Origin of the sequence: Rhodocytophaga aerolata (genome assembly GCF_030503435.1) — a bacterium.
Lineage (GTDB): Bacteria > Bacteroidota > Bacteroidia > Cytophagales > 172606-1 > Rhodocytophaga > Rhodocytophaga aerolata.
This window is the reverse complement of the sequence record NZ_JAUKPO010000003.1, coordinates 108076-125969: the sequence shown is the minus strand read 5'-3', so window position 1 is coordinate 125969 and position 17894 is coordinate 108076. Positions and strand designations below refer to the sequence as shown.

Here is a 17894-nt window from a genome sequence, read left to right as displayed (position 1 = left end):
GCAAAGTATATAGAAGGCTTAAAAGTCGAAGCAAAAACAAATTCTGACTTATAGCAGTCTTTTCTCCAGATTATCTGCTTATTTTTAAGATGCATGCCCTTGTACAGTTCCTAATTAACTCCTTTGCTATATGAAACCATATTACCTATTGTTTGTTTTTTCTCTCCTTATGCTATCCTGTAGCACAACTACTACAAAAACAGAAGATAATACCCTGGCTTTAGAGGTGCAGCAATACCTGGACACCTACACCAATCAATATGTAAAATTATACTACGATCTTTCACTGGCACAATGGGAAACCAATACGCATATAGTTGAAGGAGATACCACCAATGCTTACCGTACACAAGTAGCTAGTGAAGCGTTTGCCAATTTTACAGGAAGTAAAGAGAATATTGAAAAGACAAGAAAATATCTGGAGCAAAAAGAAAAGCTAACGCCTATCCAGGTAAAACAACTGGAAACTATTCTATACCAGGCAGCCAATAATCCTCAGACAGTAGCTGAGGTGGTAAGCAAACGGATAAAAGCAGAAACCCAGCAGACAGAAAAGCTTTTTGGATTTAATTATACGCTAGATGGCAAACCCATTACACCTAATGGAATTGATGAAATTTTAAGAGAAGAGAAAAACATCACCAAACGGCTTGCTGCATGGCAGGCCAGTAAAGAAGTAGGCAAAAACCTAAAAGCAGGTTTGGTAGATTTACGCGGTTTGCGGAACCAAACAGTGCAGGCGTTAGGATACAAGGATTATTTTACTTACCAGGTTTCCGAATATAACATGACGGTGCCGGAAATGATGGAGATGAATAAAAAGCTGATTAGTGATATATGGCCATTGTACCGCGAATTGCATACCTATGCCCGGTACGAGTTAGCGAATAAATATGGAATCAAAGAGGTTCCGGAGATGCTGCCTGCCCATTGGCTGCCTAACCGCTGGGGCCAGGATTGGTCTGCTATGATAGACGTAGAAGGAATTAATCTGGATGAGGCGTTAGCCAAAAAGGAGGCTGAATGGCTGGTGAAGCAAGCAGAAAGATTCTATATCAGTTTAGGGTTCGACTCATTGCCCGCCAGTTTCTATGAAAAATCAAGTTTGTATCCGGCACCTGTAGAAGCCAATTATAAGAAAAATAACCATGCGTCTGCCTGGCACATGGATTTGCAACAAGATGTGCGCAGCCTGATGAGTGTAATTCCGAATGCAGATTGGTATGAAACTACACATCATGAACTAGGTCATGTATATTACTACATGAGTTATACTAATTCTGAAGTTCCGCCTCTGTTAAGAGGAGGAGCCAACCGGGCTTTTCATGAAGCAGTGGGTAGTATGATGGGCCTGGCTGCTATGCAGAAACCCTTTCTGGCAAACCTTGGCCTGATTGAGCCGAATACTAAAACCGATGAAACAAAAGAATTATTGAAAGAAGCTTTAAATTATATTGTATTTATTCCTTTTTCAGCCGGTGTTATGACTGAGTTTGAGCATGACTTATATGTTAATAATCTGCCGCCAGACCAGTTTAACAAACGTTGGTGGGAATTAAGCCAGAAATATCAGGGTATGGTGCCACCTGCCGAACGCGGAGAAGAATACACAGATGCCGCCTCTAAAACCCATATTAACGACGATGCCGCCCAGTATTATGACTATGCCCTTTCTTTTGCATTACTTTTTCAACTGCACGATCATGTGGCTACAACTATTTTAAAGCAAAATCCAAAAGCTACCAATTATTATGGCAACAAAGAGGTAGGCAATTTTCTAAAAAAGATTTTGACACCAGGTGCCAGCCGTAATTGGCGTGAATTACTGAAAGAATCTACTGGGAAAGAGCTAAATGCGGAAGCTATGCTTAATTACTTTCAGCCGCTTATGCCATATCTGAAAGAAGCTAACAAAGGAAGAAAATATACGCTTCCCGAAAAGATATAAGTTGTATAAAAGAAAGCAAGTAGTTGAATTACTTGCTTTCTTTCTTTTTAATTAAGGCTCCAAAGTTACTTATGAGTGTCAAATAACTGACTCCTCCGGCGGCATGATGATACGCCCGGCTATAGGCCATTTGAAAGGCTTTGATCTGTAAAGAAGCTCCAAAAGATAAACCTGCCCCGGCCATCCGGTTTTCCAGCTTCATCTCCTGCCTAACTAAATGATTATATCCGGCTTGCAGCTGAAATGCTTTACTCAATAATATTTCTGTCCCAAAAACAAAATGCCTGAATAGTTTATCAGTAAAGCTTATTTTCTCTATTACCTGGTTGCCATTTTGGTCAATAATGGTGTTATAAGCTGGGTCATCATAGGCAATATCAAAGGTATGCAGATGATGGGCTGTAAATGAAAACCGCAGAGGCATAAACTCTGGTTTGAAAGATGTACCCACTTGTACATCAAATGGCATACCTAAATTATTCCCTGGTGTATACGACTTAAAGGCAAATCCTGCATTTTTTATCAGCAATCCAATCGTGAGGTCATGTTCCGGATGTTTGAATACACCACCCATATCAAGCAACAAACCGTACGCATTATATTCCGCAATAGTAGACCCAGCTAATTTCACATTCATTCCTACTGTATATGGACCAATAGAACGGGCGTGGGCGGTGGTTACTACAAAATCATTTGCCTGAAAACTACCTACTACTGCTCCTGTAGCATCCGTTTCTTCAAAACTTCCATAATCCAAATACTGCAAGGCTACTCCCCACCTACCGGCTTTGTTAAATTTATGTGCATAAGTTAGGGTGGAATAATTTACACCTGTATAATAAGGCACAAAATTGAAAGAAGCATGTTTATGCATTGCCGTATTCAACAGAGCCGGATTAGCTGTAAACAGATTTACATTCGAGTTAATTAATGATAGGTTACTGCCTCCTAAAGCAGCCTGTGGGGCATTTGTAGGTAATCGTAGAAAAGCAAATCCATTACGCCCACCCAGGTGTTGTGAATAAGCAGGCTCAAGTGTTATTAAAATACCTACACTTGCTAGGAAGACATAAAATACAATGGAAAACCGGATATAATTAATAGTTTAATAAAAAACAGAAGTCATCTCCAATTTAGCAAGAGATGACTTCTGTTTTAATGTATTTGCTTAAAAAACTTATATTGTATCAGGAAACCGGCGTATTTACCTGATTTGTATAGGAAGACGTGCCATTCATATTCTCAATAATAGATAAATTAAAAGGATTCTTTACCTTCTCTTTCAACAAAGCAATATCTAGCACATCATCTACATGATCTACATAATGGATTTTTAAGTCTTGAATATAGGTGGCATTTATCTCCTCTATATCTTTTCTGTTTTTAGCGCATAAAATTATTTCTTTAATGCCTGCTCTTTTGGCTGCTAATATCTTTTCCTTAATTCCACCTACAGGCAGTACCCTTCCACGCAACGTAATTTCACCGGTCATAGCCAGGCGGTCTTTGACTTTGCGCTGTGTATACAAAGAAGCCAGAGAGGTAAACATGGTAATACCAGCAGAAGGTCCGTCTTTTGGTACTGCACCGGCAGGTACGTGTATGTGTAAATCAAACTGGTCGAATACCCGGTAATCTATCTGCAAATTTTCAGCATTGGCTCTCAAATAAGACAATGCCGCTATGGCGGATTCCTTCATAACATCGCCTAACTGGCCGGAAAGGGTAAGTTTCCCACGTCCACGGCTTAAGCTGGATTCAATAAACAATATCTCGCCACCTACTTGCGTCCAGGCTAGGCCAGTTACCACGCCGGGTACTTCATTGTTCTGGTAGAGTTCTTTATCGAATATTTCGGCCCCCAGCATTTTAGCTACATCCTGCTCCCTAATAACCTTGCTATACGGCTCTTCCATGGCAATGGCTTTGGCTACTTTCCGGATAACAGTGCCTATTTTCCGCTCCAACGTACGCACGCCTGATTCGCGTGTATAGTCATCTATAATTTTAACAATCGCTTTTGTATCCAGGGTTACATCTTTGGTGCCCAACCCATGTTCTTTTTTCTGTTTGGGCACTAAGTGCTGTTTAGCAATCTGAACTTTTTCCTCCAGCGTATAACCGTTAATTTCTATAATTTCCATTCTATCGCGCAAAGCCGGTTGAATGGTTTCCAAAGAGTTGGCGGTTGCAATAAACAAGACTTTAGAAAGATCATATTCTACTTCCAGGTAATTATCCATAAAAGCAAAATTCTGCTCCGGGTCTAAAACTTCTAGCAAAGCCGATGAAGGATCGCCTCTAAAATCAGAAGAAACCTTATCTATCTCATCGAGAATAAACACCGGATTAGAGGATTTTACCTTTTTAATATTCTGAACAATTTTTCCGGGCAATGCACCTACATATGTTTTCCTGTGCCCACGGATTTCTGCCTCATCATGCACGCCGCCCAATGACATTCTGACATACTTGCGGTTCAATGCTTTAGCAATAGACCGGCCTAAGGATGTTTTACCCACGCCTGGAGGGCCATATAAACACAGAATAGGCCCTTTCATGTTGTTTTTTAGCTTCAATACCGCCAGGTATTCAATAATACGTTCCTTTACCTTTTCCAGCCCGAAGTGATCTGCATCAAGAATCTTTCTGGCTTTTTTTAAGTCAAAGTTATCTTTCGTGTATTCGCCCCAGGGTAAATCTATCAGCATTTCTATATAATTCATAGATACTGGGTATTCTGCGGCAGCCGGGTTCATCCGGGCAATTTTATCCAGTTCTTTATTGAAATGCTTAGCTACCACCTCTGGCCATTTCTTTTTAGCGCCTTTCACCCGCAAATTATCTATCTCCTGATCCTGGCTTTCATAACCTAGTTCGTCCTGTAATACTTTTATTTGCTGGCGCAGGTAATAGTCCCGTTGTTGCTGATCAATATCCGAATGTACTTTACTCTGAATCTCATTTTTCAACTCCAGCAACTGAATATCTTTCAGCATATACTGTAGCAGAGTAGTAGCCCGCTGAATGCCATCATTGGTTTCCAGAATCTTCTGCTTGTCTAGTACATCGGCGTTAATATTTGAAGCTAGAAAATGCGTAAGGAAGCTAGGACTTTCAATATTGTCTAAAGCAATCTGCGCTTCCTGCGGAATTTCCGGATTAAGTTTTAGGATTTTGGATGCCGCATCTTTCAAAGACCGGATCAGGGCCTTAGTTTCACGCTTACTAATGTCAGGAAAGTTTTCTGTCAGCAGGTTTACTTTGGCTGTAATAAACGGGTCTTCATGAAGAAAATTTACTACCTCAAATCTTCTTTTTCCCTGAATAATAATAGTTGTATTACCATCTGGAAGCACCAGCATCTTCAGAATATGTGCCACTGTACCTACTTTGTATAAGTCCTCGGAGTTAGGCTCTTCTTTAGAAGCATTGGCTTGTGCCGTTACACCAATGATACGGCTTCCTTTATACGCCTTTTTCACCAGCCGTATAGATTTCTGGCGGCTAACAGTAATGGGAATAACCACACCCGGAAATAAAACGGTATTTTTAACTGGCAATATGGGTAACTCATCAGGAATTTTATACTTACCCATCTCTTCTTCTTCTTCGGGCGATAACAGCGGAATCATCTCGACAGCATCATCATCCATCACATCGGGAAGTAATATAGTTCTATATGTTTTATTCGTTTTTTTATAGCTCATCTTATCTTATCGCGTAAGAATATATGCCATTGTGGCACTACTCTTCTATAAAAGTGTGTGTAGTAATATATAATATAAATTTTGCAAGTCCTATGCCAAAACTCTATCTTAATGGTGTAGTACTTTCATACCTTTAACGTACATTCCTTTAGCTTTGTGAGTATTGACTAAGTTTTTATTTAACTTTTGCTATGATTAACTCCATTACTGATAAAGTAATAAATATATGAAAATCAGCAGGTATGCTATATTGCTTGTTACCATCCTTCTTCTATGTAAATCTCAGGATGGATTCTGTCAATATACAAAGGCTAAATATAGAACCAAAGTTATTAAAAGTGCTCAGAGAGATAGTTTGTCGCAGATAGCTCAGTATCAATTTGAATTTACGAATATAAACAAAATTCCTTACTACCAGGATGCGAAAATATTAGAGCAGATTGACCGGCTTGAGAAGAAGAAGGAATGGGAAAAAGCTTATGCCCTGCTAACAAGTTATGTAAAAAACTTTGGAGTCCAGAATTTTTACCGGGATACGCACCTCCTATGGCGTTTGGCAAAACTAGTAGAATTGTTAGATGATATCGAAAAAGCGAAGTATCTCTACAGACTCGTCTTGAAACATCACCGGGGTGACGTAAAAAAGGTGGAACTGTATTATGATTCTCTCTCTAAGTACGATACAGATTACTTTGTGCCTATTGAATATTATTACGAACTGGTAGAGTACCGAAAATCTATTGATACCCTACGTCCGCCTGTAGGTGTGCTGTTGAACATGGGTTATGATGTAAACTCACCACAAGCCGATTATGGCCCGACTTTAACAGGAGACAATAATCAATTATTTTTTACTTCCAAAAGAAATGTAAAGAGGGTAGGAACCAATACTATTGTAAATGAAGATATTTATTACACCCGTAAGGTAGAAGATTACTGGGAAGAAGCCCAGTCTTTGCAAACTATCAATACCCGGTATAATGAAGGATCTGCTAGAATAACTAAAAACGGTAGAACAATGTTTTTCTCCAGATGTGAGAGCCCGGAAAGTTATGGCAATTGCGATATTTTTATTGCAGAACTACAGGCAGATAGTTCATGGGGCAATATCCGTAATCTGGGTCCGCAGGTAAATAGTACAGCCTGGGATTCTCATCCGGCTTTGTCTCATAATGAAGATACCTTATACTTTGCCTCCGACCGGATAGGTGGTTTTGGCCTGTCGGATTTATATTTTAGTTATAAAAGGGCGGACGGAAGCTGGGCTCAGGCACAAAATATGGGGCCTGTAGTAAATACCCGCCAAAGCGAAGTAAGTCCTTTCTATCATCCCATATATGATGTCTTGTACTTCAGTTCTAATGGCCATTTGTTAAACTTCGGCAACTTCGACATTTATAAATGTTATAAAATTGGCAGTAAATGGCAGGAGCCCAGGAGTATTGGCCCATTAGTGAATGGTAAAGGAAGCGAATATTATTTTACCATAGATTCTAACTCAAAAGATTTGTATTACGCACGTTCAGAAGAGAATGATATAAAAAACCTGGATTTGTTTTCTTTTCCGCTGCCAATGGAAGCTCAGCCTGGCGCTATTACAAAATTTGAAGGGTCAGTAATTGATTCTTTAACAGGAAATCCTTTTACGGGCATTGTTTCTATCATAGACTTGACAAATGGAATTGAAGTGGCCCCTAAATACCTGCGGCCAGATGGAACGTATGATTTTGATCTGATCCGGGATAACGACTATTTGGTAATTATCACCGGCGATGACTTTTTTAGGATTGAAAGAACTTTCCGTTTAGTCAGTGATACAGCCATTCATATTGAGACCCCGCATATTGACCTGAAAAAATGGGGTTTTGCTTCCGTAGAGTTTGCTGAGAACAGCGCTGAAATTAAGCAAGCTATGATGCCTGACTTAAACAAAGTGGTAGATTTCTTATTAGATCACCCGGATTTTAAACTGAAAATTTCAGGTCACACCGATTCGCATGGCGATGCCTCTTCAAATTTAAAGCTTTCACAACGCCGGGCTGAATCCATCAAAAAGTATATTATCACAAAAGGTAGTCTGGACGAAAGCCGTGTAGAAGCGTATGGGTATGGCAGCACTATGCCTATTGTAGACGAAAAAACAGATGCAGACCGTAAAATAAATAGGCGGGTAGAGTTTGAAATATTCAGGCCTAAGTAAGTTCAGTTTATAGAATAGCAGTAACAGTTTTTCTATAGGCTCAAATACCCAGGCTTTGCACCTTCTCATTGGATTTGAACATAAACGTACGGATAGTAGTAAGGTATTTGAAATTCACAATATTTACCTGATCATTAAATAATTCAGTTAGCACGGAGTTTTGTAGCCGCATACCTGAAGCTAAATCGGGAACAGGTACCTCTGCATAAATCCAGGTTACATCTACTTCTACTTCCTTGCCAATAAAAGATAGAGCTTTCTGTTGATTCTGCTTGTCTAAAAAAACTAGGTTCTTAGTAAGATATTGCTCAATTAATTTATCTGCCTGAGGAGCATCTATTGTTACTTTAGCATTGCTGTTCAGTAGAGTAAGAGCCGCTTCTAGGTCATCTGTAAATACCCGTAGTGTAACTTCAAACGACTGGCTTGATTGATTGTAGTGCACTTGTGCCAGGCTTGTATGGAACTCATGCAAGGTAGAAGGAGTGGTAAAGAAAAATGAAGAAATAAAACTTAGAAATAAAGCTAACATAGTTGAGGGGTGGAGCCTTTCAGGGCTTTAAATAGAAAAAGGCAGGAATATTCCTGCCTTTTTCTGTATATGTGAAGTATTATTGAAACAACTTAAAGGTATCATTGGCTATGGCAAAGACCATTAAACTTAGCAAAATAACCATACCTACTTTCTGAGCCACTTCCAGGAACTTGTCAGAAGGGCTGCGGCCAGATACAATCTCATACATCAGAAACATCACATGGCCTCCATCTAACGCTGGAATGGGTAAAAAATTCATAAATGCCAGAATCATAGAAAGCAAGCCAGTAATATACCAGAACCGTTCCCAAACCCAGGTACCTCCAAATATCTGCGCAATACCAATAGGACCGCTAAGGGATTTAGTAGCGGATACTTCTCCCCGGAAGATTTTGCCAAAAGCTTTAATATTGTCGAAAACTACGCCAAAAGCTCTGTCTGTACCAATGGTAATGGATTCACCCAGAGAATATTTAATAACTGCATCGTTCAATAAAAATTTTGTATAGAAACCCAGGGTACCATCATCAGAAATGGTGGTAGCCATATTTATTTCCTTACCATCTCTTAATACAGTTAAGTTAACTTGCTTTCCTTTGTTGTTAGTTAGCTCGCGCTGTAAGTCAGAAAAATACTGGATAGGCGCTTGATTTACTGCCACGATTTTGTCGCCCTCTTTTAAGCCAGCTTTATCAGCAGGCGACTCTTCCTTAATTCTGGCTACCTCAAATGGGCCATTAGCTGTTAGAAACTGCCCAGCATTGTTCTTATCGGATAATTTTTCGATAAAATCATTAGGAATACGAATATCAATTAATTGTCCGTTTCTCTCTACCGTATAATAACTATTTGACCCTAGAAATACTTTGGAACTTGTTACTTCATCAAAGTCTGTAAAAGTCTTACCATTGATCTTTACGATCTTATCGCCGGTCTGTAAACCAATTTCTTTCGCAAGATCATAAGCAATAATTCCGTATTTGGCTTCACTGGCAGGCAAATACCGGTCGCCATTGGTATAGACAATGGCAATAAAAATAATTACCCCTGTTATTACATTCACAATAATGCCGCCCATCATTACAATCAGGCGTTGCCAGGCTGGTTTGGAGCGGAATTCCCAGGGTTTTGGTTCTTCGGATAACTTATCGGTATCTAGTGATTCGTCTACCATGCCGGAGATTTTCACAAAGCCACCTAGCGGAACAGCCCCTAAGGAATACTCTGTTTCGCCATATTTAAATCCAAAAATTTTTGGTGGAAAACCTATAGAATATTGCTCAACACGCATTCCAAATACTTTAGCGGCTACCAAGTGTCCTAACTCATGTAATCCGACTAAGATGGACAAGCCCAGGATCAACTGGCCTGCCATTATTAAACCTTCCATTGATTATTTCTGATAAAAATGAATAAATAAACCTTGCAGCAGAATACTATGGGAATAATCGTTTTTTCAAACTTTTAGTTCTGTCATCTCACCGGCCAGTATTCTAGTCTCCGAATCTGTGTGTACATAATCTTCGTACAGCGGATTAGCAATATACGGGATTTTTGCCATACAATTGGCAATCACCTCTGAAATTTCCAGGAATCCGATTTGATCCTGCAAAAATGCAGCCACGGCTACTTCATTAGCAGCATTGATGATACAAGGCATGTTGCCTCCTTTCTGTAGAGCTGTATAGGCGAGGGAAAGATTAGTAAAGGTATCGGTATCCGGTTTTTCGAAGGTTAAACTTGGGTACTTCAGAAAGTCGAACCTGGGGAAGTCTGCTTTTAAACGGTGCGGATAACTAAGTGCATACTGGATAGGAAGCCGCATATCCGGCAGGCCCATCTGGGCTTTAATAGAGCCATCTTCAAATTGCACCATTGAATGGATAATGGATTGCGGATGTACTACCACTTCAATCTGCGAAGCTTTTACACCAAACAGCCACCTTGCCTCAATTACTTCCAGACCCTTATTCATTAGGGTGGCTGAATCTATAGTAATTTTGGCGCCCATATCCCAGTTGGGGTGTTTTAATGCCTGTGCTTTCGTAACTGTTTTCAGGAATTCTCTGTCTTTTCCACGGAATGGCCCGCCAGAAGCTGTCAGTATAATTTTTTCTACCGGATTGTGAAACTCACCTACCAGGCACTGAAATATAGCCGAATGTTCGGAGTCTACCGGATAAATGTTTACTCCATTCTTCTTTGCCAGATTGGTTACCAGTTCGCCGGCTACTACCAGGGTTTCTTTATTAGCTAAAGCAATGTGTTTTCCGGCTTGAATAGCTTTGAGTGTAGGCTGCAAACCTGCGTAGCCGACTAAGGCCGTTAGTACTATATCAATTTGCTCCATTTGCACGACAGAAGCAAGTGCCTGTAACCCTGCATACACCTTTATGCCATGCGGATCTAGGGCAGCAAATACTTTATCGTACAGCTTCTCATTGCAGATTACAACCGTATTAGGGTTAAAGTGTATGCTTTGTTCTATTAACAGATCTGCATTATTCTGGGCAGTAAGTACTTCCACTTCAAACGTATCCCGGTTAGCCGCAATTACTTCCAGTGCCTGCCTGCCAATAGAGCCAGTAGAACCTAATATAGCTATATGCCTTTTTTGTGATGTCATTCAATTATATGGTTGATAGATAAAATATACTCCATCTATCGTATTAATTTAGTTTATACTGCTGCAACTCATCCGCAATTATTCGGTCATTGGATAGGCGGGGAACTTTGTTCTGGCCACCTAATTTTCCTTTAGATTTCATATAACTACGGAAGGCATCTTTTTGCAATGGTGTAATTACCAGATTTTTTAAAATATTTCCAACAATCAGGTCATCATAGTATACATTTAGTTGCTGGAGATGCGCATTTAAATCTTTTTCAAATACCTGCATATTCTCGGGCATCCGGGCAAATTCTATCAGCCACTCGTGATGAGGTAGACCTTCGGCTGGCGTAACTTGTGGAGCTACTGTAAACTCTACTAGTTCCACTCCCGGATGCCGTTTCATGGCTTGCTGCATAGCTTTTTCTACTTCCTCGCCTATTACGTGTTCGCCAAACGCAGAAATAAAATGCTTAATTCGCCCGGTAACCAGGAGTTTATAAGGATTTTTGGAAACAAATTTTACTGTATCGCCAATAGAGTAACTCCAGAAGCCAGCATTGCTGCTAATTACCAGGGCATAATTTTTTCCTAGTTCTACTTCGCCAATCGTTAGCCGGGTAGGCTTCTCGTTAAAATATTCTTCTACAGGAATAAACTCATAAAAAATACCATCGTTCAGTAATAATAATAACCCTTCGTCGTGCTGTTTGTTCTGGTAAGCAAAAAAGCCTTCAGATGCCGGAAACAATTCAATGGAATCTATCTTTTTGCCGATAGACTCATAAATTTTTGCCCGGTAGGGTTCAAAATTTACGCCACCATATACGAACAAATTAAAGTTTGGAAAAATATCTTTCACGAGTTTTCCGGTACGGGCCTGCAACCTGTCGAAGTACATCTGCACCCAGGGTGGAATACCAGAGATCAGCGACATATCGGCAGTAATGGTTTCATCAATAATTTTGTCCAGTTTCTCTTCCCAATCTTCAATACAATTGGTTTCGTAACTCGGTTTCTGATTCGACCGCAAATACGCTGGTACATGATGGTTAGCAATACCTGATAAGCGGCCGGTAGGTATAGTACCTTTCGTATCCAGAACCGGACTGCCCGATAAAAATATAAGGCTTTTATCCAGAAAAGCAGACTGCCCGGTTTCTTGCACATAATTGAGCAGGGCATTGCGGGCAGAGTTAATATGGTTAGGAATAGAATCTTTAGTAATCGGAATATATTTCACCCCTGAGGTAGTGCCTGAAGTTTTGGCAAAATAAATAGGCTTTCCTTTCCATAAAACGTTTTCCTGTCCATCAATGATCTTTTTAATGTAGGGCGAAATCTGTTCATAATCTCGTACCGGAACCTGGTTTACAAAATCCTGATGCGAACGTATATTCTCAAAATGATGATCTTTGCCAAAAAGCGTATTCTTTCCCTCTGCAAGTAAGTGTTGAAAAGTTTTTTGCTGGGTTTCTACCGGGGAAGCCGCCCATTTATTCTGGGCTTGTACTATATAAGCGGCCAACGGTTTACTTAATAATGCTCTTATTCCCATAGTTATTTGAATAAACAAAAGTAACTAAAATAATAAGGACTAAAAGCAAGCATTATTGTCTGATACACGTTTGTTTTGTAAGATATAGCCTACGTATGTTTTTGAAATGTGTCATAATTACTATATATCGGCATACTTTTTAAAGATGTACATTTTTTGCTTAGTTCTTTATTCATACAAATTTATACTGCGCACCTATGTATACTGATCCATCAACTGATAACCCGGGACACAAGAATACGTCTCCTATGCGGCCTCCAATGGGCAGCACAGGCAACTATTCGCCAGAAATAGTACCGTTTGAATCAATTATACAGTCACCTATGAAATTCATATTTAAGATTGTGCTTATTAGTTTTATAGCCGGCCTGGCGGGTGCCTACGCCTTTCAACTGCTGTTACCTAAAGAAAATCCACCAGCTACCCAGACTGCTGCTCCTATACAGCAAGCCAGTGACAAAAGAAATCTGACAGTAGCCGCTAACCCCGATCTGGTAGCTGCTTCTGCTGCAAGTACGCCGAGTGTGGTATATATTAAAACAGCAGCCACCGGATATGCCCAACAAGATATTTTTGATCTACTGTTTGGTGGCGGAGGTCTTCGGGAGCAAAAAGTAGTCAGCTCCGGCTCTGGGGTTATCTTCAGCAACGATGGCTATATTGTTACCAACAACCACGTAATAGAGAATGCTACCTCTATTGAAGTTATTCATAATAAACGTTCGTATGTAGCCAAACTGATAGGTACCGACCCTTCTACGGATTTAGCAATTTTAAAAATTGAGGCCAAAAATTTGCCCAATGCCAAACTAGGCCGCACCAAGGATGTGCAGGTAGGGGAGTGGGTACTGGCTGTAGGCAATCCGTTCAACCTGGAATCTACGGTTACAGCCGGCATTGTAAGTGCAAAAGGCCGAAATATTAATATTCTTAGCAGCCAATTTCCCATTGAGTCATTTATTCAGACAGATGCTGCCATTAATCCTGGCAATAGTGGAGGAGCTTTGGTTAATAGCCGGGGCGAACTCATTGGCATAAACACTGCCATATTGTCCCGGACAGGTTCGTATACTGGCTACGGCTTTGCCGTTCCTATTGATATTGTCGTAAAAACAGTAAATGATATTATTCAGTATGGGGAAGTACAAAAAGCATTTATGGGAGCAGAGGTAGCCGAAATTACAACTGAAACTGCCAAACAATATGAGTTGCAGGATTATAATGGAGCCGTAGTAACTTATGTAGAAAAAGAAGGGGTAGCTGAAAAGCTGGGCGTACGCAAAGGTGACGTAATTCTGAAAATCAACAACGAAGCAATTAATAGTAAGAGTGCTTTTGATGAGCAGCTGAGTTATTACCGTCCGGGTGATAAAATAACTGTTACATACCGGCAGGGTACTAAAGTGAAAGATGGACAGATTACTTTAACCAACCGGGAGGGAACCACGGAAATATTAAAGCGTGAAACGGTTACTGTGGAAGGCCTGGGGGCTGACCTGGAAACTATTTCCAAAGTAGAACGCGATAAACTAGGTATTCAGAGTGGAGCACGGGTGCTGAACGTACGGAGCGGACTGGTTGGCCGGCTTGGTATTGAAGAAGGATTTGTGATTACAGCTATCAACAAACGCCCAATTACGGCTGCCAAAGAAGTAGTAGATATCTTGTCGCGGCTGAAAGGACGAGTAATTATTGAAGGTGTAGACAAACGGGGCAGGCCAAGTTACTACCAGGCTTATTTCTAATTCACCCACAGAATACTATACTATTTTAGAAGGCATGGATCAACAGTTCATGCTTTTTAGTTTTTAGCTTTACGAATATGATTGATCAAATAATTTCAAAAATCGAAACCGATCTTATAGAAACCTTTGCAGCCATAGATAGGTGGTTTGATGTGCCCGATACGTTAGGAAATTTTACGCCTAGCAATAGTGGCTGGACAATTCACCAAATTCTGGAACATGTTTCGCTTACGAATCATTTTCTGCTCATCCTGATTGAGAAAGGTAAGCGTAAAGCCTTGCAAATGGTAGATGAAGCAAAACTGCAAGAAGCTTTAGCTACCTATGCTTTCGAGTCTGATCAATTAACCCAGATTGGTATGCATCAGTCGTTTATCTGGATACGGCCGGAGCACATGGAGCCCCGAGGTGAAAAACCAATGGAAGAAATAAGGCAACTACTTAAAGAACAACTTGCCCAATGCCTGGCTGTGTTGGAAGCTTTACCAAATGGAGAAGGCGTACTTTATAAAACCACTATGAGTGTAAACAATCTGGGCAAGATTGATGTGTACCAGTATATATACTTTCTAGCCCGGCATGCTAGAAGGCATCTCGAACAAATGCAAAAAGTAGCAACAGAGTATACACAAGTGACTAATAAGCAGTAAATTGTAAGGGAATCCATTTAGGCACGTTAGGAAGATATATATATATGCCTGCCTCTAGTAAAGAACTGCATCATAACTACAGAGATACCCAGTGGGTACGGGAAGCCTTTTTTGAGTTTACGCCAAAAGCCTTATACGGAGCCGATTTCCGGCCATGGTATGATATGGGTGGCTGGACCAATCAGTATATTCCTTATTCTTTTGTGGACCAAACCACAATGCTTGCCAATGTTTCCATTTCTACAATGGAACTGCTGATAAATGGGAAGAAAAAAAGAGGAATCCAGTTTGCTACCGTAGGTACTTTACCCGAATACCGCAACCAGGGTTTAGCCAGAGAGTTAATGGAGCAGGTGCTGGCAGCATATGAGGCTTCAACCGATCTTTTTTTCCTGTTTGCCAATGATACAGTTCTGGATTTTTATCCGAAATTCGGCTTTACCAGAGTAGAAGAAACCATCTTTTGGGCGGCTGCTTCTGGCATTACGCCTCAGTTCAAAGCCCGGAAGTTAGAGGTAGCTACCATTGCCGACCGTAAGTTGATAGAAAGTCTGGTGAAAGAGAGAATACCTGTTACAGAAGTGTTTGGCGCAACCGATTACTGGCATATTCTGCTATTCTATCTGCCACATTATTCCGTCTGGTATCTGGAGCATGAACACATTTTGGTGATAGCCACTGTAGAGGGAAATATTTTGCATGTATATGATATTATCAGCAGGCAACCTTTTTCTTTCCGGCAAATTTTGCCTTTCGTAGTAGAAAAGCCTATAGCTACTGTGTATTTCTATTTCACACCAGACAAAATAGATTTGCCTACCCTGCCTAGTCATCTCTATACAGAATCACCCTTGTTTGTACGGGGAGAGTTTCCGTTAAAAGGGCAGCCATTCAAATTTCCACTGCTGGCACAAACCTGAGCTTATTAGTCAGTTGTGTTTGCCAGTTCCAATAACACCTCATAATAGTTTCTTTTCGTCATTTTAGACTTCAGCCAGGCATAAAAACCCATCGATTGCAGGTCTTCTTGCTTGGAGGGCAGAAAGACAAAAGAACTATCTACCTGTTGGAAGAAATCCTCTTTGGTGGCAGAAGAAGGATTTTGGAGCAATTGCTTAATAAACTGCACATATACCTGTACATTTTTGTAGGCCGGATTTTTAAATAAAGTAACAAAACTTCTCTCAATAGCACGGACTTTATTCATCGCTAGGTCGTCATTTCCTACTTCATATTGAATAATCAATTCGCTTAAGTTTTTCTTCAATACCCATTCTTTTCCCATCTTCTTCTCACACCACTGGTCGGAATGTGTAATCGTTCGGAGTTGTTTATTGGCTTTGCTATACTCTTCCTGCTGAAAATAATAAAAAGCTAAATTCAGCTGTGCATTTAATATATCTCTGGTAGCATAAGAAGTATTACTTGTACTTAGAAACTGCTCCAGCAAAGCCACTGCCTTCGCATTCTGATGCGTAAATACATAATTTGCTGCCAGCAGTAAAACATATTTGGGATATAGCTGCTGTTCGTATATTTTCTTATCAGAAGTCATCTGTTGCCGGAGCATCGCCAGGTATTGTATAGAGTCCGTAAACTTCCGGTTGCGGTACAGCACATGGGCAATCATGTATAATAAATTTAGCTTGTAGGGTAGTTGTGATTGAGCAAAACCCTGCGAACTCTCTATTTTCTGATACTGGCTAATAAGGTAGGGTTCAAAGGAATAAAAGTCTTTCTTTACCAGAATGGCGCTCCGGGCTATCGTGATCAGTTTATACAACAGCGCAGGTCTGCGGCTTACTGCCTGCGTGAGCTGATAGCTTTGCAACGTTTGTTCAAGTATTTCATCAAAATTCAGTTCCTTGCCTTGCAGCCTCACCTGGTTTAATTTCTTACTCACCAGGCTGCTGGCAATGGTAGCCCGTTCATCTTCGTCGGCGAGTAATTTATTGCGGTTCCGTTTGTCAAGTACCATATCCAGGTCTGGCGCATGCTCACTGGCGATGTAGGTAATTTGCAGGTTGTAAATGCTATTCAGCAAATCGTATTGCTCGGCATCAGCAGCTAGTTTCTCCGCTTTAGTTATGTACTGCCAGCCCATTTTATACAATTGCCTTTCCAATAGATATCTGGCAAGCGAGATAAGGCTCATAATAGCAGCCGTAGAAGAAGAATCATGTGTGGTCTGCTTCAGCAAAATAAAGTCTGACAGATGGCGCATTAGCCGTTTACGCAGCGCATGATACGCCATGGTATTGTCGCTCTCTTCCGGATATAACTTTTGAATAATTTCCTTGGGAGTATACCTGTTTTTTTGTTGCAGTAATTTTAGCAACTCCACATCTTTCCTGGATCGTTTCTGTTTTTGCCTGCTGATAAACTGGCTAAGTTCCTTTAACTCATCGGTAGATAGGGTATGGATAATCAGTCGTAAATCGTCTGCCATAGTGTTTAATTGAGCTATAAATTTAACAGATTTTTGAGATTTCTAAAAGTCCGTACTATAAACATATAAATTAATATAAATCAATTATTTATATCAATTTATAATTGATTTTAAAAGTCTTGCTAGAATATATCTTTGTTTTTGCTGTACCTGTTTTCCGTCTACTTTTGATGCATCACTAAAACAAATAACTCATATGGAGAACAATGTAATTACCAAAAATACCGGCGCCTTCCGGATGCAAGTGTGGGCTTCGTTTATCTTATCGTTTGGATTGATGTTGATAGGTATTTATCATGTGCCAGTAGACCTGTGGATAAAAGGCTATTTAATGATGGGGACCATTTTTCTGGTAGCCTCCTGCTTCACCTTAGCCAAAACCATCCGCGACGATCATGAAACCCAAAAGTTAATTAACCGCATTACCGGGGCAAAGACAGAAAAGATTTTAAAAGAGTACGAATCTGTTTAATAAACCTCCCAATTTC

13 protein-coding genes are annotated in these 17894 nt (G+C 40.3%); 6 read left to right on the top strand and 7 right to left on the bottom strand.

Going from position 1 to position 17894, the window contains the following annotated elements; all coding sequences use genetic code 11:
* Window positions 1–130 precede the first annotated feature (130 nt).
* On the top strand, window positions 131–1948 hold the full coding sequence (locus tag Q0590_RS07365) for a M2 family metallopeptidase (protein ID WP_302036864.1): 1818 nt from the start codon (window positions 131–133) through the stop codon (window positions 1946–1948).
* A 28-nt stretch (window positions 1949–1976) separates the two neighbouring features.
* Here the strand turns inward: Q0590_RS07365 and porQ are convergent, their stop codons facing one another.
* The gene (gene porQ, locus Q0590_RS07360) at window positions 1977–2990 is read right to left on the bottom strand and encodes a type IX secretion system protein PorQ (RefSeq protein WP_302037141.1); all 1014 of its coding nucleotides are present in this window, start codon (window positions 2988–2990) and stop codon (window positions 1977–1979) included.
* 145 nt (window positions 2991–3135) lie between these two features.
* The gene (gene lon, locus Q0590_RS07355) at window positions 3136–5583 is read right to left on the bottom strand and encodes an endopeptidase La (protein ID WP_378410435.1); all 2448 of its coding nucleotides are present in this window, start codon (window positions 5581–5583) and stop codon (window positions 3136–3138) included.
* 301 nt (window positions 5584–5884) lie between these two features.
* Here lon and Q0590_RS07350 point away from each other — a divergent pair, with 301 nt between their 5' ends.
* Window positions 5885–7858, top strand: a complete 1974-nt coding sequence (locus Q0590_RS07350; RefSeq protein ID WP_302036862.1) for an OmpA family protein — start codon at window positions 5885–5887, stop codon at window positions 7856–7858.
* A 40-nt stretch (window positions 7859–7898) separates the two neighbouring features.
* Here the strand turns inward: Q0590_RS07350 and Q0590_RS07345 are convergent, their stop codons facing one another.
* From Q0590_RS07345 to Q0590_RS07330, 4 genes are all read right to left on the bottom strand, one after another.
* A complete protein-coding gene (locus tag Q0590_RS07345) occupies window positions 7899–8390 on the bottom strand; it encodes a DUF6702 family protein (RefSeq protein ID WP_302036861.1) in 492 nt (163 codons plus the stop codon).
* Window positions 8391–8469: 79 nt separating this feature from the next.
* The gene (rseP, locus tag Q0590_RS07340; RefSeq protein ID WP_302036860.1) at window positions 8470–9783 is read right to left on the bottom strand and encodes an RIP metalloprotease RseP; all 1314 of its coding nucleotides are present in this window, start codon (window positions 9781–9783) and stop codon (window positions 8470–8472) included.
* A gap of 66 nt (window positions 9784–9849) precedes the next feature.
* Complete coding sequence (locus Q0590_RS07335) at window positions 9850–11019, bottom strand: 1-deoxy-D-xylulose-5-phosphate reductoisomerase (protein WP_302036859.1); 1170 nt, start codon at window positions 11017–11019, stop codon at window positions 9850–9852.
* A 43-nt stretch (window positions 11020–11062) separates the two neighbouring features.
* Window positions 11063–12562, bottom strand: a complete 1500-nt coding sequence (locus tag Q0590_RS07330; RefSeq protein ID WP_302036858.1) for a GH3 auxin-responsive promoter family protein — start codon at window positions 12560–12562, stop codon at window positions 11063–11065.
* Window positions 12563–12885: 323 nt separating this feature from the next.
* Here Q0590_RS07330 and Q0590_RS07325 point away from each other — a divergent pair, with 323 nt between their 5' ends.
* The 3 genes from Q0590_RS07325 (at window position 12886) to Q0590_RS07315 (ending at window position 15877) form a co-directional block, all read left to right on the top strand.
* The gene (locus Q0590_RS07325; protein WP_302036857.1) at window positions 12886–14307 is read left to right on the top strand and encodes a trypsin-like peptidase domain-containing protein; all 1422 of its coding nucleotides are present in this window, start codon (window positions 12886–12888) and stop codon (window positions 14305–14307) included.
* Window positions 14308–14384: 77 nt separating this feature from the next.
* Entirely contained in the window at window positions 14385–14957 is a 573-nt protein-coding gene (locus Q0590_RS07320; protein WP_302036856.1) for a DinB family protein, read from the top strand.
* Window positions 14958–15001: 44 nt separating this feature from the next.
* Complete coding sequence (locus Q0590_RS07315) at window positions 15002–15877, top strand: GNAT family N-acetyltransferase (protein ID WP_302036855.1); 876 nt, start codon at window positions 15002–15004, stop codon at window positions 15875–15877.
* 5 nt (window positions 15878–15882) lie between these two features.
* Here the strand turns inward: Q0590_RS07315 and Q0590_RS07310 are convergent, their stop codons facing one another.
* Window positions 15883–17406, bottom strand: a complete 1524-nt coding sequence (locus tag Q0590_RS07310) for a hypothetical protein (protein WP_302036854.1) — start codon at window positions 17404–17406, stop codon at window positions 15883–15885.
* 196 nt (window positions 17407–17602) lie between these two features.
* Here Q0590_RS07310 and Q0590_RS07305 point away from each other — a divergent pair, with 196 nt between their 5' ends.
* Window positions 17603–17878: a YiaA/YiaB family inner membrane protein gene (locus Q0590_RS07305; RefSeq protein WP_302036853.1), complete on the top strand. Its 276-nt coding sequence runs from the start codon at window positions 17603–17605 to the stop codon at window positions 17876–17878.
* Window positions 17879–17894 lie beyond the last annotated feature (16 nt).